The sequence below is a fragment of the Arthrobacter sp. zg-Y750 genome (genome assembly GCF_020907365.1).
In the GTDB taxonomy this organism is placed as follows: domain Bacteria; phylum Actinomycetota; class Actinomycetes; order Actinomycetales; family Micrococcaceae; genus Arthrobacter_B.
On record NZ_JAJJOC010000023.1, the window covers coordinates 1 to 21,460 of the forward strand.

General features: G+C 68.6%; 15 protein-coding genes. 7 read left to right on the forward strand and 8 right to left on the reverse strand.

Annotated elements, in window-relative coordinates; translation table 11 throughout:
• Positions 1–281: 281 nt before the first annotated feature.
• The gene (locus LOC57_RS14995) at positions 282–2,630 is read left to right on the forward strand and encodes an FdhF/YdeP family oxidoreductase (protein ID WP_229960700.1); all 2,349 of its coding nucleotides are present in this window, start codon (positions 282–284) and stop codon (positions 2,628–2,630) included.
• Positions 2,631–2,707: 77 nt separating this feature from the next.
• Here LOC57_RS14995 and LOC57_RS15000 read toward each other — a convergent pair whose 3' ends face one another.
• Positions 2,708–3,025 (reverse strand): DUF6457 domain-containing protein, encoded by a 318-nt coding sequence (locus tag LOC57_RS15000; RefSeq protein WP_227914207.1) that lies wholly within the window; start codon positions 3,023–3,025, stop codon positions 2,708–2,710.
• A 194-nt stretch (positions 3,026–3,219) separates the two neighbouring features.
• On the opposite strand from LOC57_RS15000, the gene LOC57_RS15005 reads away from it, so the two are divergent.
• From LOC57_RS15005 to LOC57_RS15030, 6 genes are all read left to right on the forward strand, one after another.
• Positions 3,220–3,549, forward strand: a complete 330-nt coding sequence (locus LOC57_RS15005; protein ID WP_227914206.1) for a hypothetical protein — start codon at positions 3,220–3,222, stop codon at positions 3,547–3,549.
• A 5-nt stretch (positions 3,550–3,554) separates the two neighbouring features.
• A complete protein-coding gene (eccD, locus tag LOC57_RS15010) occupies positions 3,555–4,880 on the forward strand; it encodes a type VII secretion integral membrane protein EccD (RefSeq protein ID WP_229960702.1) in 1,326 nt (441 codons plus the stop codon).
• 76 nt (positions 4,881–4,956) lie between these two features.
• Positions 4,957–5,922 (forward strand): hypothetical protein, encoded by a 966-nt coding sequence (locus LOC57_RS15015; protein WP_227914204.1) that lies wholly within the window; start codon positions 4,957–4,959, stop codon positions 5,920–5,922.
• On the forward strand, positions 5,919–9,950 hold the full coding sequence (gene eccCa, locus LOC57_RS15020; protein WP_229960704.1) for a type VII secretion protein EccCa: 4,032 nt from the start codon (positions 5,919–5,921) through the stop codon (positions 9,948–9,950). The genes LOC57_RS15015 and eccCa overlap by 4 nt, the downstream gene beginning before the upstream one ends.
• Entirely contained in the window at positions 9,947–10,372 is a 426-nt protein-coding gene (locus LOC57_RS15025; protein ID WP_229960708.1) for a hypothetical protein, read from the forward strand. The genes eccCa and LOC57_RS15025 overlap by 4 nt, the downstream gene beginning before the upstream one ends.
• Positions 10,365–11,390, forward strand: a complete 1,026-nt coding sequence (locus tag LOC57_RS15030) for a DUF6177 family protein (protein ID WP_229960710.1) — start codon at positions 10,365–10,367, stop codon at positions 11,388–11,390. The genes LOC57_RS15025 and LOC57_RS15030 overlap by 8 nt, the downstream gene beginning before the upstream one ends.
• A 29-nt stretch (positions 11,391–11,419) precedes the next feature.
• On the opposite strand, the gene LOC57_RS15035 is transcribed toward LOC57_RS15030, so the two are convergent.
• The 7 genes from LOC57_RS15035 to LOC57_RS15065 all read right to left on the reverse strand — a co-directional run bounded on the left by LOC57_RS15035 (position 11,420) and on the right by LOC57_RS15065 (position 21,457).
• On the reverse strand, positions 11,420–12,619 hold the full coding sequence (locus tag LOC57_RS15035; RefSeq protein ID WP_229960712.1) for an RDD family protein: 1,200 nt from the start codon (positions 12,617–12,619) through the stop codon (positions 11,420–11,422).
• Complete coding sequence (locus LOC57_RS15040) at positions 12,620–13,426, reverse strand: hypothetical protein (RefSeq protein ID WP_229960714.1); 807 nt, start codon at positions 13,424–13,426, stop codon at positions 12,620–12,622. It lies immediately after the preceding gene.
• A 92-nt stretch (positions 13,427–13,518) separates the two neighbouring features.
• Complete coding sequence (locus tag LOC57_RS15045; RefSeq protein ID WP_229960716.1) at positions 13,519–15,117, reverse strand: serine/threonine-protein kinase; 1,599 nt, start codon at positions 15,115–15,117, stop codon at positions 13,519–13,521.
• The gene (locus tag LOC57_RS16550) at positions 15,114–16,709 is read right to left on the reverse strand and encodes an FHA domain-containing protein (RefSeq protein WP_229960718.1); all 1,596 of its coding nucleotides are present in this window, start codon (positions 16,707–16,709) and stop codon (positions 15,114–15,116) included. The genes LOC57_RS15045 and LOC57_RS16550 overlap by 4 nt, the downstream gene beginning before the upstream one ends.
• Positions 16,709–17,620: a PP2C family protein-serine/threonine phosphatase gene (locus LOC57_RS15055; protein WP_229960721.1), complete on the reverse strand. Its 912-nt coding sequence runs from the start codon at positions 17,618–17,620 to the stop codon at positions 16,709–16,711. Before LOC57_RS15055 ends, LOC57_RS16550 begins: the two co-directional genes overlap by 1 nt.
• A gap of 7 nt (positions 17,621–17,627) precedes the next feature.
• Positions 17,628–20,102, reverse strand: coding sequence for a transglutaminase family protein (locus tag LOC57_RS15060; RefSeq protein ID WP_229960723.1), 2,475 nt, complete (start codon positions 20,100–20,102; stop codon positions 17,628–17,630).
• Positions 20,099–21,457 carry a DUF58 domain-containing protein gene (locus LOC57_RS15065; protein WP_229960725.1) on the reverse strand — a complete coding sequence of 453 codons (1,359 nt, stop codon included), beginning with the start codon at positions 21,455–21,457 and terminating at the stop codon, positions 20,099–20,101. The genes LOC57_RS15060 and LOC57_RS15065 overlap by 4 nt, the downstream gene beginning before the upstream one ends.
• Between the last annotated feature and the right edge of the window lie 3 nt (positions 21,458–21,460).

A 21,460-nucleotide genomic window follows, 5' to 3' on the forward strand; every position in this document is an offset into this window, starting at 1 on the left:
TCAGCCGGACGAATTCACCCCAACAGGTAAATCCCTTTCCGCTTGCCGGTAACCCCTATCAAACCCACCAAAACAAAACCGGTCAAGGAAAACACATGGGCAGAACTACCCATCCCCCGCCCATCCCCCGGACGCACGGCGCCGTCGCCGCTGTCGTCCGTCCGGACCCGCCGTGCTTGCAGCGGCGGCCCGCGGCTGCTAGGCCTGTAGGTAGGAGAACCCCGTGCCGGAACACTGCCGCCCGGGTGGACCTGCAACGGAGCGATGAAGGGAAGTGCGGCGTGGCCAGGAAAGAACCCCGGATAGAAGACGTCAACGAAAAGGACATCAAGGTCGAAAAGGGGCCCAAGGAATGGGCTGCGGGTATGCCTGCGGTCTACCACTCCATGAAACCCGCCATCGAGCACATGGGGCTTGCCCGGGCGCTGGGAACCACGTTCCGGATGAACCAGAAGCACGGTTTCGACTGCCCCAGCTGCGCGTGGCCGGATCCCAAGGACCGCAGCCCCTTTGAGTACTGCGAAGAAGGCGTCAAGGCCGTCACCTGGGAAGCTACCCCTGTAGTGATCTCTTCCGAATTCTGGGCCGAGCACAGCCTCACTGAACTGCGCGGACGCACCGAATACTGGCTCGGCATGCAGGGCCGCCTGACCGAGCCGCTGTACAAGCCGGCGGGCGAGGACCACTACCGGCCGGTCAGCTGGGACGAGGCGCTGACCATTGTTGCGGACCGGCTTAAGGCCTTGGAATCCCCGCATGAGGCGGCGTTCTACACCAGCGGACGTACGTCCAACGAGGCCGCGTTCCTCTACCAGTTGTTCGTGCGCGCCTTCGGCACCAACAATCTGCCCGACTGCTCCAACATGTGCCACGAATCCTCAGGATGGGGCATGGGCCAGACCATCGGCATCGGCAAGGCCACAGTCACCTATGACGATTTCGGCCAAGCGGACCTGATCATCCTGATGGGCCAGAACCCGGGCACCAACCATCCCCGGATGCTCACCGCCCTGGAACTGTGCAAGCGCAACGGCGGCAGCATTGTCGCCGTGAACCCGCTGCCCGAGGCCGGCCTGCGCCGCTACAAGAACCCGCAGAAACCGCGCGGCATCGCCGGCAAGGGCACCGAGCTGGCGGACCAGTTCCTGCAGATCCAGCTCGGCGGGGACATGGCCCTGCTCCAGGCCATTTCCAAGCGCGTCTTCGAGGCCGAGGAGAAAAACCCCGGCTCCGTCCTGGATCACGACTTCCTGGCGAAGCACTGCGAGGGACTCGAAGACCTCAAGGAACACCTGGCCATGCTCGACGACGAGGAAGTCCTCACCGCCACTGGCCTCCGCCCCGAGGAAATTGACGAGCTGGCCGAGCGCTACATCAAGGCCGACAAGGCGATTATTTGCTGGGCGATGGGCATCACCCAGCAGAAAAAGGGTGTCGCCACCATCAAGGAAATCATCAACCTGCTGCTGCTGCGCGGAAACATCGGCAAACCCGGGGCCGGCGCCGCACCCATCCGCGGCCACAGCAACGTCCAGGGTGACCGCACCATGGGCATCTGGGAACAGATGCCGCCGGCCTTCCTTGACTCGCTGGGCAAGGAGTTCAACTTCGACCCGCCGCGCGACCACGGAGCCGACGCCGTCGAGACCTTCCTGCAGATGCAGGACGGGAGGATCAAATTCTTCATGGCGCTGGGCGGCAACCTGGTTTCGGCCATCTCGGACACGCAGTTCGCCGAGGCGGCCATGGAGAAGACGGACATGACCGTCCAGATGTCCATCAAGCTCAACCGGTCGCATCTGGTCACCGGCAAAGAAGCGCTGATCCTTCCGGTGCTGGGCCGAACGGAGATAGACGTCCAGGAGACCGGCCGCCAGTTCGTCTCCGTAGAGGACACCGTCTGCGTGGTCCACGCTTCGCACGGCGGGGTAGAGCCCGTCTCCAAGAACCTGCTCTCCGAACCCGCCGTCATCGCACGGCTCGGAGCCATGGTGATCGGCGACCGGATCGACGCCGACTGGGCAGGCTACGAAAAGGACTACGACCTGATCCGCGACCACATCTCCCGGGTGGTGGAAGGCTGCGAGGACTACAACGAGCGCATCCGGCACGAGGGCGGTTTTGTGCTCCCCAACGGTCCCCGGGACTCCCGGACCTTCAACACGCCCACCGGCAAGGCCATCCTGACGGTTAATGACCTGGAAGCGGTGAAGCGCCCGGCCGGGACCCTGCTGCTGCAGAGCATGCGGTCCCACGACCAGTGGAACACCACCATCTACGGCCACAATGACCGTTACCGCGGCATCAAAGGCGGCCGGCACGTGCTGTTCTTGAACGCCGAGGACATCACGGAACTGGGCCTGGCGGACGGCCAGTACGTTGATATCCACGGCGTGCACCACGACGGCGTCCAGCGGGTGCTGCGCAACTTCCGCGTGGTTTCCTATCCCACCCCCAAGGGCTGCGTGGCGGCGTACTATCCCGAAGCCAATGTGCTGGTGCCGCTGGACCATGTGGCCGAGGGCAGCAACACCCCGGTGTCCAAGACGGTGGTGGTCCGGGTGGAACCCGCGGCCCATGCTGCCGCCGGTCCCGAGGACAAGATGCGGCGCGCGGCAGCACCTGCCTAACGTTCCGGAGATACAACGGACGAGGGCTGAACCGCCGCGGCGGTTCAGCCCTCGTGTCTGTGATGCGGCCGCAGGAATTACTGGGCGGAGCCCTTCCACCCGGGGTTGTCCGGCCCTTCCAGGCCTGTCTCGGCCAACTGGAAGGCGGTGTCCGCCGCCTTCTGCACCGCTGCCTCCGCCGACTTCCGTCCACTGGTTTTGGTCAGTCCGGCGGCATAGCCCACCACGAAACCGCTGATGATGTCCGCGCCGCCTCCGACCGTCTCTTCGGATTTCCTCCCCAGCTCCAGCAGCATGGGGGTATCCACCTCCAGGTCCAGGATCTGCAGTGCCTGGGTCAGGCGCCTGCTCCAGTCGTCGAGCCGGCGTTCTTCAGTCTCCGGGTTGGTGCTCATGTTGTGCTCCTTCACTGGGGCGAATTGCGGGTGCTGGTCCCCTCAAGCATTAGCACCCGGGGCATGGCAGGCACAACGTACGGCAACCCCTGCGCTTGTCTTCGGCGACGGCGCCCCGGCGCGTGTGACGCAGACCGCTCCCGGATCGTGTAAGGATATGTCCGGTACTTGTCCATGTGGTGGGGGGACTTATTTTGGCGAGCGACTATGACAATCAGCTGATCGAATCCGTTGCCGTGCGCCGGAACCGGCTGCTGACTGCCCTGCTCTACGGCGAAAACGAGAACGAGCGGCGCTGGGTGGACAGTGTCCGCCTGTTCCTGTTCAGTGTGGCCGCTGCCGCGGTGATCGCGGCGGTCTGTGTGGGGTACTCCTTTGTGAGCAACCTGCTCGAGGAGAACCGGCAGAAACAGGAACAGCAGCGTCAGCAGCAAAGCTCGGCTGCCTTTCATCCCATGGACTACGACGCCGGCCCCGCCGCGGGCAGCTTCCGCCTTTCCTTCCCAGCGCAGACAGGATCCTAGCCGCCATGGCGCATGCCTTCACCCGAGTGACCCTGATTGGTTCCCGGCGACACCTGGACCTGCTGCTGCCCTCCGACCAGCCCGTCGGCGCACTGATGCCGCAGGTACTGGAAATGCTCAACGATCCCCCGGCCGACGAAGTGGCGGCCAAGGTACTGGTGGGACCGGACGGCACCGAACTCTCCGCGGAAGCCACGCTGAGCAGCGCCGAGGTTGCCGACGGTTCCTCCCTGATGCTCACCAACGCGTCCGAAGCACCGCCGGCTCCGGTGGTGTACGACGTGACCGACCTGGTGGTTCACGAAACCGAAGCCGTCGCTGGCCGCTGGACCGACCGGTTCCGCGACCTGACCGCCGGGGTGTCCGCCGCCGTCGGGCTATGGGCCGGTGCCGAACTGCTGCTGGCTGCCCTGGCGCCCGGCGACGCCTGGTGGCTGCTGCTCTCAGCATCCCTGATCCTTTTGGTTGCCGGGACCGCTGCCGCGCGGCCGCCCCGGACCTCCGCCATCGGGCCCACCATGCAGGGCGCCGGCTGGCTGCTCGGCTTCGGCGCCCTGCTGCGCGCAGATCTGCCGTTAAGCGGCACCGCCCTGCTGCTGGCAGCCCTGTCCGTCCTGACCCTGGTCGGCATGGGCCTGAGCGCGGCCAATCCGCGGGCCCTGTTTACCGGAGCCGGCACCCTCGCCCTGGCCGCCGGCGTCTGGGCGGTTGCCGGGCTTGTTTCCCAGGAACCGGCACGCGCGGCCGCGCTGGCCTCAGTGGCCAGCGTCCTGCTGCTGGGGCTGCTGCCGAAGCTGGCACTGGCCACCTCCGGCCTGGCCACCCTGGATGACCAGCGCGCAAAGGGCGGTACCATCGGCCGGACCGACGCCCTCGAAGCCGTAGCCGGCGCCCACCGCGGCCTCACCCTGGGCACCGTCCTCACCGCCTTGTCCATTGCCCTGGGCCTGTGGGTCCTTGGAACCGATACGGCGCACCAGAAATGGACGCTGCCGCTGCTGCTGGCCCTGACACTGGCCGTGTTCCTGCGGGCCCGCTCCTTCCCGCTGGCCGCGGAACGAATCTCGCTCTACGCGGCCTCCGGCGTTGGCGTAGTTGCACTTGCCGCCGCGTCACTGCACTTCTTCGCGGACCGGCCCTGGCTGACCGGCCTGGCCGTGCTGATCCTGGCCGCAGGGATCGCCGTGAGCCTCACCCTGAACCTGCCGGACCACACCGAGGCCAGGCTGCGGCTGCTGGCGAAGCGCCTGGAGACCCTGGCCATCCTGGCCTCGGTGCCCCTGGTCATCGGCCTGTTCGGCATCTTCAGCCAGCTGCTGGGCAGTTTCTGATGCTGCCCGCACCGCAGGCACCCATTACCTTCCGCACCGCTGATCCGGCAGCTGCTGCCGGTGGAGGACACCTGTCATGACCCAACCGCCAAACGCCGCTCCCGCCGCCTACGGAGCCCCGGGCATCGCCACCGCTGACGGCTTCGAGTCCACGCCGCAGCGCCTGCGCCGCACCTTGAAGACCCGGCCTGCCGAAGGGCCGGTCCGCCGCGCCCTGGGCACCGCCGGAAACCTCTTCCGCGGGGACGACTATCCCCGCCGGCTGGCGGAGGCAGCCGCCGGCGCCCAGGTGCCGGTGTCCACGGGCCGCCGGATAGCCGTCATCGGTTCGCGCGGCGGCGCCGGGAAAACCACGGTGGCCGCCCTACTGGGCGCCGTGTACGCCTCCATGCGCACCGACGCCGTCACGGTCCTGGACAACGCTCCGGCCGGCGGAACGCTGGCGCTGCGCACCGGGGCGCCCGACGCGCCGTCGCTGGATGCCGCAGCGGAGCAGCTCGCCCGCCGCCAGCCCTCCTCACTGTCCGATCTGGCCGCCCTGCTGACCCAGGCCGGCCCCGGCAACCTCCTGGTGACCGGCCGGCGGGGCACCCTTCCCCGTCCTGCCGGCGACGGCGCCGCCAGCGCACTCCTGCTGGCCGTCTCCCGGTACTGCCCCATCACCGTGCTGGACTGCGGCACCGGGCCGGACCTGCCAGCCACGCGCTGGGCCCTCGGCCAGTCACACCTGGCCGTTTTCGCCACCCCCGCCTCGGTGGCCGGGCTCGAAGACGCTGCATCCTATGCCGCCGCTTGGCGACGCGACCCGGCGCTGGCCGCCAAGCCGCTGCTGGTGGTGGTGGTGCAGACGCTGCCCGACGGGCCGTTCCGGGCAGACGTCGAAGCGCGCCGGCTCGCCCGGGCCGGGATCGACGCCGTCGGCCTGGGGTATGACCGGCACCTGGCGGCAGGAGTGGAGATCAGTCTGGGGCTGCTGGCCCGCCGCACCCGGCTGGAGGCCGCCGGCCTCGCGGCCGGAGTCCTGGCAAGGGCATCGGCATGAGCACCCGGGTAATCCACCGGCCGGCACGCACCACCGCGCCTGCCCGCGGGCTGGAACCGTTCACCATGGATGCCCCGCCGCAGATGGAACAGGGCAAGGGCGGCATGAACATGATGTCGCTGGTGCCGCTGCTCGGCGCTGGCGTGTCCATGACCGTGATGATGCTCTTCCGTGGCTCGCCCCTGGCCGCCGTCGGCGCCCTGATGATGATCGTGACCATCCTGGCGTCCGTGATCATGATGGTCAGCCAGCGGGGCAAGCAGGGCCGCCAGCGCAAGGACCAGCGGGAAAACTACCTCGAATACCTGGAGCGCTGCCGCGCCACCCTGCGGACCGAGGAACACGACGCCGCGAAGGTGGCCCGGGTGGCCAGCCCGCCACCGGAAGCCCTGTTCGACATTGTCCGCAACACGAGGCGGCTGTGGGAACGGCGCCGCCACAACGAAGACTTCCTCGATGTACGCATCGGCACCGGACCCCGCCAGAACCGTGAAGTGCAGATCACGAACTCCGGTTCCGCGGTGGCCCAGGGTGACACCTTCATGACCACCGAGGTGGAAATCCTCAAGCGGCGGTATGAATCCAGCCCCGATCTTCCCCTGACCGTGCCGCTGGACTGCGCCGGGAACGTCAGCATTGTGGGCTCGCGGGAATTCGTGCTGCGCGTAGCCCGGCTGCTGCTGGTGCAGGGTGCGGCGTTCCACTCCCCGGAAGACCTGCACGTGGCGCTGGCCGTGCCCGACGCCGAACGGGACAACTGGGAATGGGCCACCTGGCTGCCGCACCTGGCGGACCAAAAAGCCGCGCACCGCACGGGTCCGGTGCGCCGCCTCGCGCCGTCCATGGACACCCTCTCCGACCTGCTCGCAGCGGACCTGCACGGACGGTCCACACTGGCCGCCGAATCGCGGAAGAACTTCCTGCGCGGCGGCGTCGGCACCGCCCTGCCCCGCCTGCTGGTGGTGGCCGACTCCTACGGCGAGCTGCCAGTGGAACTGGCCGTCCCGGACAAGCAGGCCGCTCCCGGCACGCTGGGCATCACCACGCTGTTCCTGGTCCGGGAACGCCGGGAAGAGCCCGGCGAGGTAGCCATCCGCATCAGCGAAGAGGGCGAGGGGTTCCGGGTGGAAAACTTCCGCGCCGATCCCGTGGAGCCCGTGATCGAGGCCGGCACCCTGGACCTGCTTCCGGTCCCGCTGGCCGACGCGCTGGCCCGCACCCTCGCCCCGCTGCGGCTCTCGCCCGACTCCCTGGAACACGATTCCTCCGAAAGCTCCGAAGGCTTCCTGGAAATGCTCGGCCTGTCCCCGCGGCTGGACGAAGCCGACATCCGCCGGCTGTGGAAGCCGCGCGGCGAGGTGGACTTCCTTCGGGTTCCGCTCGGTCCCGATGACCGCGGCCGCCCGGCCCTGCTGGACCTGAAGGAATCCGCACAGTTCGGCCACGGCCCGCACGGCCTGTGCGTGGGCGCCACCGGTTCCGGAAAATCGGAAATGCTGCGCAGCCTGGTGGTTGGCCTGCTGGCCACCCACTCCCCCGAAGTGCTGGCCATGGTGCTGGTGGACTACAAGGGCGGCGCCACCTTCGCCCCCTTCGCCAACGCCCCCCAGGTCACCGGTGTCATCACCAACCTCTCGGACGACGTCAGCCTGATCGAGCGGGTCTACGCCAGCCTGTCCGGTGAAATCCAGCGCCGCCAGGAAGTCCTCAAGGACGCCGGCAACCTGGCCAACATCACCGACTACCAGCTGCACCGGCAGGAACTGCTGGCCCAGGGCAAGGACCTCGCCCCGCTGCCCCACCTGGTGGTGATCATCGATGAGTTCGGTGAACTGCTCACCGCCCGCCCTGACTTCATCGAGCTGTTCCTGTCCATCGGCCGGATCGGCCGGTCCATCGGCGTCCACCTGCTGCTCTCCAGCCAGCGGATCGAAGGCGGCAAGCTGCGCGGCCTGGACACCTACCTGTCCTACCGCATCGGCCTGCGCACGCTGTCCGAGGCGGAATCCCGGACGGTCTTGGACACCCCCGACGCGTTCCACCTGCCGCCGGTGCCCGGTTTCGGCTACCTGAAGGTGGACACCACCACTTACACCCGGTTCAAGGCCGGTTACGTTTCCGGGCCCCTGGAAATGGAAGACGAAGAAGACGAGCCGCAGACCAACGACGCCGGGCAGCAGGCCGTCCTTCAGGTGCCGCGCTACGCGGCCACGCTCCAGGACGCGGCCGCCGCCCGGACCGACGCGGGCAAACCGGCGTCCACCTCCGGGTCCAAGCGGACCACCGGCCCGACCGTGCTCTCCACCCTGATGGACACGCTGGCCAAGTTCCCGCGCGCCGTCGCTCCCATCTGGCTTCCCCCGCTGCCCGGCGGCATTGCCCTGGATACAGCCGCCGGCGGCCTGGACGTCACGAGCCAGGGCATCCGGCTGGCCACCGGCGGCGGGCTGAAAATCCCCGTAGGCCTGCTGGATGACCCCGCCAAGCAGTGGCAGGGCATCTGGGAACTGGACCTCACAGCCAACGGCGGGAACGCCGCCATTGTCGGCGGGCCGCAGACCGGTAAAAGCACCGCGCTGCGCACCATCGTGGCGAGCCTGTCCCTGACCCACAGCCCCGCCGAGGTGGGCATCTACGCCGTGGACCTGCTCGGCAGCGGACTGGTTCCGCTGGAAGGCCTGCCCCACGTGGGCGGCGTGGCCGTGCGCACCAACCGGGAGGTGGTCCGCCGCACGGTCGATGAAATCCTGGCCATGCTCTCGCAGCGCGAAAGGATTTTCGAGAAGTACCAAATCGATTCGCTGCCCACCCTGCGCCGGCTCTGCGCCCAGGGCAGCATCCCCGAACTGCCCAGCGCCGACATAGTGATGGTGCTGGACGGCTACGGGCAGCTCTCCGACGAGTTCGAGGAAATCGAGAAGTCCGTGCACGCCCTGATCGGCCGCGGCGGCGGATACGGCATCCACGTGGTGGTGACCTGCTCCCGGATGAATGAAATCCGGATTGCCCAGCAGAGCTTCTTCGGCAACCGGGTGGAACTTCGTCTGTCCGATCCCGGGGAATCCGCCCACGGCCGCAAGCTGGCGGAGTCGGTGAGCCCGGGCACCCCCGGGCGGTCCATGACCGACCGCAAGCTGCAGGGCCACTTCGCCCTGCCCCGTATCGATTCCAACCCTGACCAGGACACCGCCGTAGGCGGTATGCGCGATCTGGTGGAAGCGGTCTCCGCGTCCACCGACGAGCGCGCCATGCAGGTACGCGTGCTCCCAGCCGTGGTGGACGCCGACGTCGCGCCCACCCCCGCAGCGCCCGCCACGGTGCCGCTGGGGCAACGCGAAACCGACCTCGGCACCGAACTGCTGGACCTGCACAGCAAGGAACGTCACCTCGTGGTGATGGGCGACGACGGCGCCGGCAAGACCAACGTGATGCGCTCGGTGATCCGGCGCATGGTGGCCCAGCACGACGCCGACGACATTGTCTTTGCCGTCTTCGATCCGCGCCGCACCCTGGCCGACGAGGTCCCCGACGCCTACCTGGGCGGCTATGCGACCAGCGCCGCCCTGGCCGAGCAGTTGGCCTCTGCCGTGGCCGGCGAACTGCAGAAGCGCGTCAACGCCACCCCGGAGGAAGTGGCAGCCCTCCCCCGGGTGGTCCTGGTGATCGATGACTATGACGTGCTTACTGCCGGCGGCTCCTCCCCGCTTGCCAGGCTGACGCCCTTCCTCCCGCTGGCGCCGGAGATCGGACTGCACGGGATACTTTCCCGGCGCGTGCGCGGCGCCAGCCGGGGCATGTACGAGTCCTTCTTCACCGCACTGCGGGATTCCGGTGCCGCGGCCCTCATCCTGTCCGGTGACCGCGGTGAAGGGACGTTGATCAACGGTGTCCGTGCCCGGGCACTGCCGCCGGGACGGGCCCAGTTGGTCCAGCCCGGACGGCCGGTGCAAACCCTGCAGCTGTTCTGGAACGAAACCGCCGACGAGGCCCTGGCCGCGGGAGCACCGTCGGCAGGAGTGCCCCGGTGAGCCGGGACTGGACGGTTCTGGGGGTGGAGGAACCCACGCAGCAGCGGGTGGTGGATTCGCTCGTGGCGACCATGCCCCACCTCACCCTCCGGCAGGGGGCGGACAGCAATATGCTTGCGGTACTCGACGACGACGGAACGGTCCTGCTTGCCCTGGAGCTGCCCCGCCTGGTCCGGGTACCTGAGGAAGCCCTGCGGCTGCTGACCGGTGCACCCGTCAGCGCCCCGGCCGGAGCGGCAGTGCCTGCCCTCTTCGCACCGGGGGGCAACGGGCACCCGGATGACCCCCTGTGGTGGCAGGAGATCCATGCCATGGGCGGGGAGCCCGCCACGGATGAACTCGCCGACCGGTTCAGCCATGTCCTGGCCGGCCTGTGCTGCGGCGTCGTCATAGCCCCCTTTACGGACGCCGACAATGTCTGAGGCCAGCTTCGACCTGGTGCTTGGTTCCAGCGCCGTCCTGTTCCAGGACAAGCCCGTGGCCGCCCTGACCCCCTGGGTGCTGCGCGCCCACACTGCCGCCGCTGCGGCTGGCCTGGACTTTGTGCTGCTTACCCCTGGCAGTACCCGGATCACCCTGCCGCTCGCCGAGCTGCTGGGCACCGGAGGCGGCCAGTGGCTGGTAACCGGCTCCGGGGGTTCCCTCTATAACGGGATGACCGGACGCGAATATGACTGGTCCGATGTTTCCCTCACTCCGAAGGATTCCCTGGCGGAGGAATTCCTGGCCGTGGAGCCGAACCAGACAGGTTACGTACACGTTCGTGCCGCCACCCTGCATCCGGCGTCCTACCGGACCCGGGCCGGCAGCTTCACCGAGCAGATTTTCGCCGCCGTAACCGGCCTGCCGCCGCGCGGCTGGGGCGTCTGCGAACCAGTCAGCGAGCCGTGGAACGTGGACGCGGCCTCGGCGTTCTGTTATGACCGCTCCCCCAACGCCACCCGGCTCGAGGTGGTGGGCTCCGCCGTGCGGCAGGAGGCCAAGGGCCGTGCTTCGGCCGGCTCCATCGGCGTGATGACCGTGGAGCGGACTTCACGGGGGGTCCTGGAAAGCATTGAGCTGCTGGCCGCCAGCCCGGATCCGCTCAGCCCGGAGCAGGTGCAACGTTTCGCGGACGGCGCCCACCGGGCCCGCGCCCGCACAGCGGTTCTGGGCCAGGGCATCGGCTATCACAACCTGAACCGGCCGGCGCGCTTCACCGGCCTGGTGGTGCCGCGCTGCGCACTTTTCGGCCCGGAGGCGCTGGCCGGCGTCGGGCCCGAGCGGGCACTGGCTGCTGCCGGAGAGGGGTCGCGGCTCACCGGCGGAGCGCCCCTGCAGTCCCTGGTGGTGGAATACCCCGCCGAACCGCTTGCCGGGCGTGTCCATCCCGTGGAGGCCTACGCCGTGCTCGCCGCTGCACTGGGCGCCGGTGAGCCCGGCGCTGTGCCGGGCCGGTAACACCCCACCGCTAAAGCCCGTGCCGGTAACTAGACCGGAGCGACCGTGAAGCTGCGGTCGCCGAAAAAGACCGTGCTGCCGGGCGGAGCCAGGACCGGACGGCCCGGTTCGAGTTCCTCGCGCAGCCCCTGGACGGTTACGACGGCGCTTCCGTTAGTTGAGTTGCGGTCAGTCACCCAGATGCCGTTCGGGTCGGCCTGCAGATGCAGATGCGTCTTGGATACTGAACGGCCCATATCGGCAAAGTCAAGCAGTTGATCCGCTGTCTCCTGCGGCTTGGGGCCCGGATTGCGGCCCAGCAGGGCGGTGCCCGTGATGACCGAGGAGTTGCCGTCATCAAAGCGGATCCTGATGCCGGCGGAACGGCGGCGACGGGCCACCCGGGTCATTTCCAGTTCCTCGTCCGGATGCACTCCCGGCGGGGCGGGTACCGGCGCGGGTGTCGGTGCTGACGCCGGCACGGGTACCGACTGGAACGGCATGCTCTGTGCGGCCGGGGGTGCCGGGACGGCCTGGGCCGCGGGCGCCTGGAACTGTTGCGCCTGGTACTGCGGTGCCTGGTACTGCGGAGCCGCGACGGGGGCAGCCTGGAACTGGGGTGCGGCAGCCTGGTGCCGGCCTTGGGCCGGCTGTGCGGCGGCGGAGAGACCGGGAACGGACGTCAACGGGCCCGGCCCCGGGACAGCGGTGGATGCAAGGGGACCAGCCGACGCAAGGGAACCGGCCGGACTGGTCCGCCCCGCCCCGGCGGCTGTATGGAGCCCGCCGGTCAGCAGCGGATCCCGGCCTGCCCGGACGTCCACCACCAGGGTCCGGGCCACTTTGTCGTGCCATCCCTGCCGCTGGCTGTTCCGGTCCCAGAGGTTGGAGAGGAGCAGCACCACGGGGCCGGCCACGGTGATACCTGACAGGGCCAGGAGCACGTTGCGCAAGAGGACGGGTATCAGGCCGGGAGCCCGCCCGTCTTCACTGGTGGTCCGGATGCCCATGGCCAGGTTTCCGGGGGTCTTCCCGGTTCCTGCTTCCCAGATCCACAGCCAGAGGGCAAAGCCGCCCGCGAGTGCTCCTCCGGCGGCGAAACCTACGGGCAGGGCGTCACGGCCGGGCATGGCCAGTGACAACAGCAGCGGAGCTGCCGCCAGCAAAGCGGCAACCGGCAGTGCGTCGAGGATTTTCGCTCCCAGCCGTTGTGCTGCTGTGGCGTTGACGAGATTCGGGCTTGGAGACATCTAGCTGTTCCTTGTCATTCCGCGGGCCGCTGTTCGGCTCACCGGGGAAACCGCCCCGGGGACTGGACCTGCTGCAGCGCGCACCGGGGACTGCCGCCCCGTCGCCGGTTCCGGCCGCTCGGCGAGCTGGTCCAGCAACGGCAGGTCTGCCGAGGTCACCAGCTGTGAAGTCACTGCGTGTTCCACGAGGCGGGCACGGCGGTTCGACGCCGGTTTGCCTTCCTCTCCGCGCAGTCCCGCCACGCCTACGCGGGCCAGTTTGTCGCACACATTGTCCAGTTTCCGGTTGAACCGGGTTTGCGACCAGCCAAGACGGCGGGCCGCTTCGGCAGAGGTGGGCAGGGCACTGTAGCCGGTGCCGTCGCGCCGCAGCAACGGCTCTGCCAGGGCGACCATCACCGCTTTCTGGGTCTCGGTGAACAGCACCGGGCCAATGGTGGTTTCCCCGCCGTCGCCGACGCTGAGCGGATCCTGCCGGAACGTGGGTGTCTTGAGGTGTACGTCAAACTCGTAGGTGGTGGACCCGGCACTGAAAATGACCCGTGTCTGTTCGAAGACCACCGGCATCCTGGCGCCGGGAGCCAGCCACGCCTGCATGCCTCCGCCGGAATCAGCGATGGTGGCAGAAATCCGGCTTCCGATGTTGGTGAGCCACCAGATCCCATTGTCCTTGGCAACGCTGAGGAACTTGCGGTGCAGGTAGGGGTTGTCGTCAATGGCGAGGTCGCCCTCCCGGCCAATGCTGAACGTTCCGCCTTCTTCCGGCTCGTACCATTCGCCGCAGTACTCTATGCCAAGCTCCCCCATGCTTTTCCCCCTCATCCGGTTGCCCGGCTGCCCGGACGGTTCCCCCATGGTTCCGTTCCGCCCCTCATTGTCCATGCCTGCACACCCCATACTCACTGCGGCGCGCAGAAGGCCACCGGAGCGGAAGACTTCCCGTTGCTCCGTGCCACCTGCACCTCGATGCAGGTTTGCGGCCCCGCCGCCGGCACCTTGGCCTGCGCCTCGGAGGTGCGCACCAGGTCTCCCTTAGCCGTGGCGCTGACCGTCCGCCAGAGGTAAATATCGCCGTCCTGCGGTGCCGGGTTCTCCCATCCGAACACGACCGCGTCCCCGGTGACCGACGCCGTCAGCGATTCCGGCGGCAATACCGTGCCCTCGCTTCCGGCCAGCGCGTCCCGGGCCGACTCCGACGGTGTAGGCAGCGCGCTTTTCGGTTCCGCACCCGGCAGGAGCAGGGCAGCAGCCACAATGCCGACGGCTGCAGCCGCTGCTGCCACTGCTGTGATGCGCAGGACCTTGCTCCTGCGCCGCGGAGGAGCCTCGGGCCATTGCAGGGCAACCGGGTGTGCTGCCTCACCGTTGGCTCCAGCCAGGTCTGAACGCAGCACGGTTCCCTCAGTGACTGAAGGATGGTGGGCCGACGGCTGCCGGGGTGCCGGCCCGCCCGAATTTGTCCCCGGGACCGGTGCCGAAGGCGGCTGCGGTGCCTGCCGCTCGCGCACGGACGGGCGCTGCAGCGGGGCACGCCGGGGCGGGGCGGTAGTGCCGGGGTCAATCGAGACCACACGGCGGATGCGTGTGCGGTCCTCTTCTTCCCCGCTCTCTTCTGCCTGATCGGGCTCGGCCAGCACTTCGAACGGCGTGTTGGCGAGGTTCAGTTCGCTTTGGATCCGCTGCAGCGCCAACCCGAAGGCATAGGCCGAGGAAAACCGGGACTCCGGAGCCTTGGCCATGGCCGTGGCCAGGGCAAGTTCCAGCGATTCCGGGACGTCGGCCCTGCCGGTGGGGCGCAGCGGCTGGCTGTTGATCCGGTCGATCAACTCCCGCTGGGTATTGCCAAGGCCCGGCACCACAAACGGGGACCGGGCCGCCAGCAGGGTGTAGAGGGTTGCTCCCAGCGCCCACACGTCCACCCGGATGCCGTCCGCCCGCCCGCCGGCCAACGCTTCGGGCGGCGACCAGGGAATGGACAGGCCCAGGTCCTCGTCCTCTGCCCCTTCGGTGGTCCCGGAAATACCGAAATCCGTCAGCGCGGGGCGGTTGTAGTCCGTGGTGAGGATATTGGCCGGTTTAATGTCGCGGTGGGCAATGCCGGCGCGGTGGGCGGTTTCCACGGCGGAAGCCACCTGGATCCCCAGCGTCAGTACCTCCGCCACCGGCAGTCCGCCCTGGCGGTAGCGGATATCCAGACTCGGCCGGGAGCAGTACTCCATGGCCAGGTAGGAATGGCCGTCGTCGGTGATGTCCGCTTCGTAGATGGTGACGATGTAGGGGTGGGAGGACAGCTGTGCCATGAGGTTCGCTTCGGCTTCGAAGCTGCGTCTGGCACTGTCCGTCCGCAGGTCCGAAAGCAGTACCTTCACAGCAACCCGGCGCCGGGGATGGTCCTGCTCATAAAGGTATACATCGGCAAAGCCGCCCGAACCGAGATGCCGGAGGTAGCGGTAGCCGGAAATTTCCGGAGGTGGTGCGGGAGCCCGCTTTTTGTTCACGCCAGGCCCTCGAACCGCACCCAGACGCCGTCGCCGAGCTCCGCCACGTCACCGTCGAGCACAATCACGGCCTCGCCCTGGCCTAGCCGGTGCGGCAGCTGGCCCTCACGGACCATGACGGTCCCGTTGGTGGAGTTCAGGTCACGCAGCATAACGTGCCAGCCTTCCAGGCGGATCTCGGCATGGGAGCGTGAAATGTCGCCGCCGCTGCTGGGCACCTGCACCATGCGCGGCATCACCGATCCCGGAGTACGGGCCACTGAAGGCTGCCGGCCAATCACCATGTTCTTGTCCAGCGGTTCCACCTGCCCGGTGGAAAACACTGCCGTGCCCAGGGACGGACGGGGCAGCGGCTGCGGGTCCTCGCCAAGCGGCTGGCCGCAAAGGACGCATACAGACCGGGTGGGAGGGTTGGCGTGCCCGGAGGGGCAGGTGCGGGCCAGCACCGTGGGAGCCGTGTTCGGGCGGCTGTCCGGCGCCGGCGGAGGCAAAACCTTGGCGAGGTCGCTGCTCATGATCGTGTCGCCGTCGTGGTCCAGGTCGGCGTCGTCCAGGTCCAGTACGTCCAGGCCGGTGGCAGCCGCGGGAACCGACGGGGCAGGGGCCGGCGGCGCAGGGACGGGGGCAGGGGCCGGCGGTGCAGGAGCGGGGGCCGGTTTGGGCGCTGCCGGCGCGGCTGCGGCAGCGCCGTTGCGGAGCCAGGGCACGGAATCGATGAGCTGCCCGGCCGGCGACGCCGAGGCGGCCGTCTGCAGGGAGGCGGTCGACTGCAGGGAGGCGGTCGACTGCAGGGAGGCGGTCGGCTGCAGGGTGTCCCCGGGGTCCACCGTTTCCGCCGGCACCTCGGTCTCCTCGGGCGGGCGGACGGTCAGTCCGAGGTCAGGGTTTTCCGCCTCTGCAGCTTCCGGGGTCCGCGGAGCTTCCCGGTGACGGCCGGGCTCACGGACATCCGCGTCGGGGGCATGCCCGGCCGAAACCGCCGGGTCCGGCGGAACGGGCGCAGCCGCCACAGCTACAGGCTCAGTTGCAGCAGGCGGAGCCGCCACAACGACAGGCGCTGCCTCAACAGGCGCCGTTTCGCCGGGTTCCCCTGCTCCGGGCAGGCTCCGGGCGGGAGCACCGGCCCGGGGGGCGGCATCCTGCGTTGAATCGAACTCAAGCACCGAGACCAGTGCTATCCCGCTTTCCAAGGGCAGCAGCATGCCTGCCCCCGGCGCTCCAGCGACGGCGGGAGCAGTGACGCGCATGGTGAATCGACCGGGCCCGCTGAGGACACGTTCACTCCACGTGGTGACGAATTCACCGGACGCTGCCGGTTCGCTGTGACCGGCCTGCTGCAGTTCCAGCGGACCGCGCAGCAACACGTGCCGGCGCTCCCCCAGGGAAAGGACACCGAAGGCAGGCATGTCCGCCAGGTTGGTGCCCAGTCCACCCGAGACCGCGGAAAACACACGGTCCAAAGCGGGCTTCGTGCCGAGCAGGGACCAGATCTCCTGCACACGGTCCTCGCCGGTATCCGGGGGCAGCAGACACAGGAGGGAGTCCTGCACCAAGCAGATCCAGGTGCCGGATCGGTAGCGGAGCCCCTCCATCAGGTTGCGGCCCTTCCCTGTTCGGCGTCGCCTTCGGCTGCGCGGGCCGCGCCGTCGGGGCGGACGGCCGTTGCACCGGCTGCGTGCCGCGGCGACGTGACCTGTTCTTCCATCGACATTCCCGGCAGCGTGATGGCGGCTGATTCGTGGACGTCAGGACCGCCTTCGGCATCCACGACCAAAACGCTGATGTTGTCCCGCCCGCCTGAACGCAGGGCTGCCTGCACCAGGGCGGCGCAGGCGTCCTGCGGGCTGCCCACGGATGTCAGGATCTGCAGGATGTGCCCGTCGGCAACCTCGCCGGTCAGGCCGTCGGAGCAGACCATGAGCCGGTCTCCCGGTTCCACCGGAATCAACCAGAAATCGGCCTCTGAGTCGTTGCCCGTGCCCAGGGCGCGGGTCACCACATGCCGGCGGGGATGGACCAGTGCCTCGTCGGCGGTGATCTGGCCCAGGTCCACCAGTTCCTGGACTTCGCTGTGGTCCACGGTGATCTGTTCCAGCACGCCGTGGCTGAGCCGGTACGTACGGGAATCCCCCACGTTGAATACCAGCCAGTATGGATTGCCCGCCTCCCGGACGAGGACGGCGCCGGTCAGCGTTGTGCCGGCCCGTCCGCCGGTGGCTTCGCGGATGCGGCGGTCGGCCTCCTGCAACAGTGCCTCGAGTTGCTCGGCGGAAACCTCCGGCAGGTGCCTGCCCACTATCTCGGAGTCGCCCAGGGTGCGGACACAGATACTGCTCGCCACCTCCCCGGCCTCGTGCCCGCCCATGCCGTCGGCTATGGCGAAGATGGGATCTGCGGCAATCAGCGAGTCCTCATTGAGTTCCCGCCGGAGTCCGCGGTCGGAGGCGTAGCCGAACACGGCATGCAGATCGGTATCCGGGGATGTCGTTTCGTCGGAGTTCATTCACGCCCTATCCGGAAGTATCACTAAAGTGATCTGGCTTACTAGTTCTCCTCCATACCCTAACCGACGGCAGCGCCCATCGGCCCGGGCTCAAGCGGCGGGTCCGCATCCGGGCATCCAGCAGCAGGGACCGCGGGGAATATCTTGCCCGCTGCCGCCGCCAGAACCCTACCGAACCGGTCATGGCACCCAGCTGTTCCTCCACCTGCTTCCAGTACTCCTCGACCTCTTCCTCGGAAGGCTCTCCGGGGCCGAAAATGCCGGCGTCGGCACGGCGTGCCAACAGCACCGTGGAGTCGGCTGCCGCCGGGAACGAGTCCTGCAGCAGGGCGGCGTGTTCGCGCCGGGTGGCACGGCTGGGCGGCTTGGCACCGAGGTCCGTTGCCATGCTCACCACCTCGTTCCAGCCGCCTCCGACCCGCCGCGAAGGCGGGCCGGTACGGCGCCGCTTCCGGCGCCGTCGGAGCTTGACCAGCAGGATCAGCAGCAGCGGACCGAAAAGGATGACGAGCGGCAGCGAAGCCAGCCCAACCAAACGCAGCCAGTAGCGGAAGGTGGCCCAGAAGTCCTCCTGCTGCTCCTCGGGTTCCTGCGCGTCCGCGTTGGTGTCCGGCGGCAGCTCGGCAGGTTCCTGCGGCGGAGGCGGCGGCTGCAGGACCTGGGGCTTGGGCGTGGACTTGGGCTGCTGCTGCGGGGGGACGGGCTCGTTGTCCTCGTCGGGGGTCGGGAAGAACGGCACCCAGCCCACGTGCTCAAACTCCACTTCCACCCATGCGTGCACGTCATCGCCGGTAATCTCCAGGGGTGCGGACGGATCGTCCACCTCCTCCCAGTCCGGATAAAAGCCCATCACCACACGCGCCGGAATGCCCAGCTTGCGTGCCATCAGGGCCATGGTGACGGCGTACTGCTCGTCGTCACCGACCATCTGGTCCGCGTCCATCAGGGTCTGCAGACGGGCAGCTCCGTGCCCGGGCAGGGACGGTGTTTCCCCTTCCTTGCCGTTGCTGAAGTAACCCTCCGACGCCAGGATCTGCTGGAGCCGGCGCACCCGCTGGACCGGGCGGGCTTCGTCGCCCACATAGTCGGCGGCTTTGGACCCCAGTATGGGCGGGTCGTTGAAGACCCGGGGAAGCTGCGTGCCGGAGAAGCGGTACTGCGCCAGCTGCGCGTCGTCGGGCTCGTCCGGCAGCAGCACGTTGGCTTCGTAGGAATCCCCGGGCTGCAGCTGGGCCACCGTCAACGCCGTGCCGGAGGTTTCGCTGTAGTACAGGCCGGAGGCCAACTCCGCCGCCCGCTCCCCGTTCACTTTGAAACCGGTTGCCAGGCCCGCGGCCGGCACCCAGACCCCGCGGTACTCGCCCACCGTAATCTTGAGGTGCGCTTCCGTGCCCTCGCCGCCGGCCTGGACCAGGTCGGATCGGGCGTCACCGACCCGGGTGAAGTTTCCGTCCGTGCCCGGATCAACGCTGTACACCACGCCGTCGTAGGCGTCCAGGGCGGCCAGGCGGATCCGCTGGCCTTCGGGCAGGCCTTCCACGGTAAAGAGGGTGGTATCCGGTTCATCCTTGACGTACCGCCGGAAGTCCGTGAGCGGGCTGGGATAGTCAAAGAGGTCAACGGGAGGCTCGACGACGTCGCGGAGCACCTTCCGCTCGGTCCCCTGGTCCAGCAGCGGGGCCACGCCTACGGAAGCACCCAGGGCCACCGCAAGCACCGCGGCACCGAAGCCCAGGCGCCGGGCCCGGGCAGCCCTTGCTGCTCCCGACACCTGCTCCGGCCCGTCGCGCAGGCTGCGCCGGGAGGCGTCCATGGGAGCTGCCGCACCGGTCCGCGCCGGGCTCTGCAGGGTAACGGTCTCCACGGTCCCGCGGCGCATCTCTCGCCGGTAGGCCAGCCAGGGCATCAGCAGGCCGATCAGCAGCGCGCCGCGGATTCCCGGCAGCGGGGCCTGATCCGTCCCCAGGGCAATCGCAGCCGTGAACAGCAGCACCACAGGAAGCAGCACCCAGTACTGACGCTTGGCACGCCAGGCCAGCAGCCCGGAGACCAGGGCGCAGGCAAACGCCAGCAGGAAGGGAACCACCAGCATCCCGGCGGCTGAGCCAACCGGCGGAGCAATGGTCAGCAGGTCCTTCCAGGCGAACACCACGCCCAGCACGATCACCCGGACGGAGGCGAAGGAAGGGAGAATTCCGGCCAGTGCTTCCCGGGGAGCCGCAAAGGCACTCCCCAGCAGTACGTACGCTGCGGCGGCAGCGCCGGTGGTTGCCCAGAAGCCCCAGCGGAGCCGGGCAGAAGTTTCCGCGAGTCCAAGCCCGAGCAGGATGCCGCCCAAACCGGCAACCAGGAACCGGGGATCCCATCCGAAGGTTGGGCCGAAGCCGAGTACCCCGAGGGACAGCATGGCGGTGAGCAGCGCCCAGTCCGCCAGCCGCGGCATCAGGGCGTTCGGCCTGGGGCCGGTTAGCCCGGCACTCATGCCACGGCCTTCCGCAGTACGGCCGGAAGGCCGTCGAGGTTCCCTACGTCCAGCACGGCCAGGTCGCCAATGGCAGCCAGGGCCGGTTCCAGGCCGGCGCCGCACCGCAGCGCAATGCAGCGGATGCCCGGTGGAACCTTGGTGGACGCGGACCGCAGTGCCGCACCGTTGGGTTCGGTGCCGGTCACCAGGAAAACCACGGAAGCGTTGGGAACTGCGTCCGCCGTCGTCCTGGCCAAATCAACAATCCCCGGGGTCCGTTCCTGCCCCTCCGCTTCGGTCAGACCGTCGAGCATGGTTCCCGGCGCTGTGCACCGGATCGGCCCGTCCTGGGAAAGCACCGATAGTGCCAGCTGTTCGCGGAATGCCTGCAGCCCCAGTGAACCGGCAACGGACACAGCCAGTTCCAGGTCATCTTCGGAGGAGTATTCGGCGGTGTTCAGGGACAGCGCCACCGCGACGTGGGAGCGCCGGGTCTCCTCGAACTGGCGCACCATGAGGGCGCCTGTCCTGGCCGTTGTTTTCCAGTGGATATGCCGGCGGTCGTCACCGGGGACGTAAGCCCGCAGGGCATGGAAGGCGACGTCGGAGCTGGACAGGTCCGTGGTCGGTTCCCCTTCGAGGTCGCGGATGAACCCCGTTGTGGATCCGCTGAGGGACACCGTGCGGGGATGCACATACAGGTCCACGGGGTCCGCCCAGGTGACGCGGCGTCCGATCAGCCGCAGCGGGTCCTGGCGGACGGATTCCACCGGGCCCACCACAATGACCGCGCGGCGGCGGGTGGGGATGCTGAACAGTTCTTCATGGGTCTGGCCCGGGCGCATGCGCGGCAGTTCGAAGGCGGCCGTGGCGCTGCCCACCGGCAGTTCAAAGGTCACCGGCAGCAAGGTTCGAGCCGCAGTGCTGGTGATGCTCAGGCTGCCAACCGCAGCGTCGCCCACGGCAACCCGGGTGCGGGCCAGGTCCAGCTCTACGTTGTAGGACAGCCGTCCCACCACAAAGGCGGTTCCCAGTACCAGCAGGACGGCGGAACCGACGGCGGCAACCAGGGCCTCCTGCCAGTCAAAGACCGCTCCCAGCAGCCAGAACATGGCAGTGAGCCCCAGAGCCAGCCAGCCGAGCGGGCTGACGGCGGCGGCGCCTGCGCGCAATCCTGCCGAAGCGGTTGCTGCGAGGCTTCCGGTCCGGGCCAGGACCGGGCGGAGGCGGCGGGCTGCCGGGGCAAGCCTTGGCGCTGCGGCCCGCCAATAAGCCGAGCGCTGCATGGTCCGGCGCAGGCGCTGGAAACGACGGCGCAACTGGACTGCGGCGCGCCGGCCCCGGCGGGCGCCGCGCTTGGTGATGTTGGGCATGGA

Excerpts from the sequence above, each read along its gene's own strand:
- LOC57_RS15000 (WP_227914207.1), bottom strand. The coding sequence starts at position 3,025 with ATGAGCACCAACCCGGAGACTGAAGAACGCCGGCTCGACGACTGGAGC.
- eccD (WP_229960702.1), top strand. The coding sequence starts at position 3,555 with ATGGCGCATGCCTTCACCCGAGTGACCCTGATTGGTTCCCGGCGACAC.
- LOC57_RS15015 (WP_227914204.1), top strand. The coding sequence starts at position 4,957 with ATGACCCAACCGCCAAACGCCGCTCCCGCCGCCTACGGAGCCCCGGGC.
- eccCa (WP_229960704.1), top strand. The coding sequence starts at position 5,919 with ATGAGCACCCGGGTAATCCACCGGCCGGCACGCACCACCGCGCCTGCC.
- LOC57_RS15030 (WP_229960710.1), top strand. The coding sequence starts at position 10,365 with ATGTCTGAGGCCAGCTTCGACCTGGTGCTTGGTTCCAGCGCCGTCCTG.
- LOC57_RS15035 (WP_229960712.1), bottom strand. The coding sequence starts at position 12,619 with ATGTCTCCAAGCCCGAATCTCGTCAACGCCACAGCAGCACAACGGCTG.
- LOC57_RS15040 (WP_229960714.1), bottom strand. The coding sequence starts at position 13,426 with ATGGGGGAGCTTGGCATAGAGTACTGCGGCGAATGGTACGAGCCGGAA.
- LOC57_RS16550 (WP_229960718.1), bottom strand. The coding sequence starts at position 16,709 with ATGGAGGGGCTCCGCTACCGATCCGGCACCTGGATCTGCTTGGTGCAG.
- LOC57_RS15055 (WP_229960721.1), bottom strand. The coding sequence starts at position 17,620 with ATGAACTCCGACGAAACGACATCCCCGGATACCGATCTGCATGCCGTG.
- LOC57_RS15060 (WP_229960723.1), bottom strand. The coding sequence starts at position 20,102 with ATGAGTGCCGGGCTAACCGGCCCCAGGCCGAACGCCCTGATGCCGCGG.
- LOC57_RS15065 (WP_229960725.1), bottom strand. The coding sequence starts at position 21,457 with ATGCCCAACATCACCAAGCGCGGCGCCCGCCGGGGCCGGCGCGCCGCA.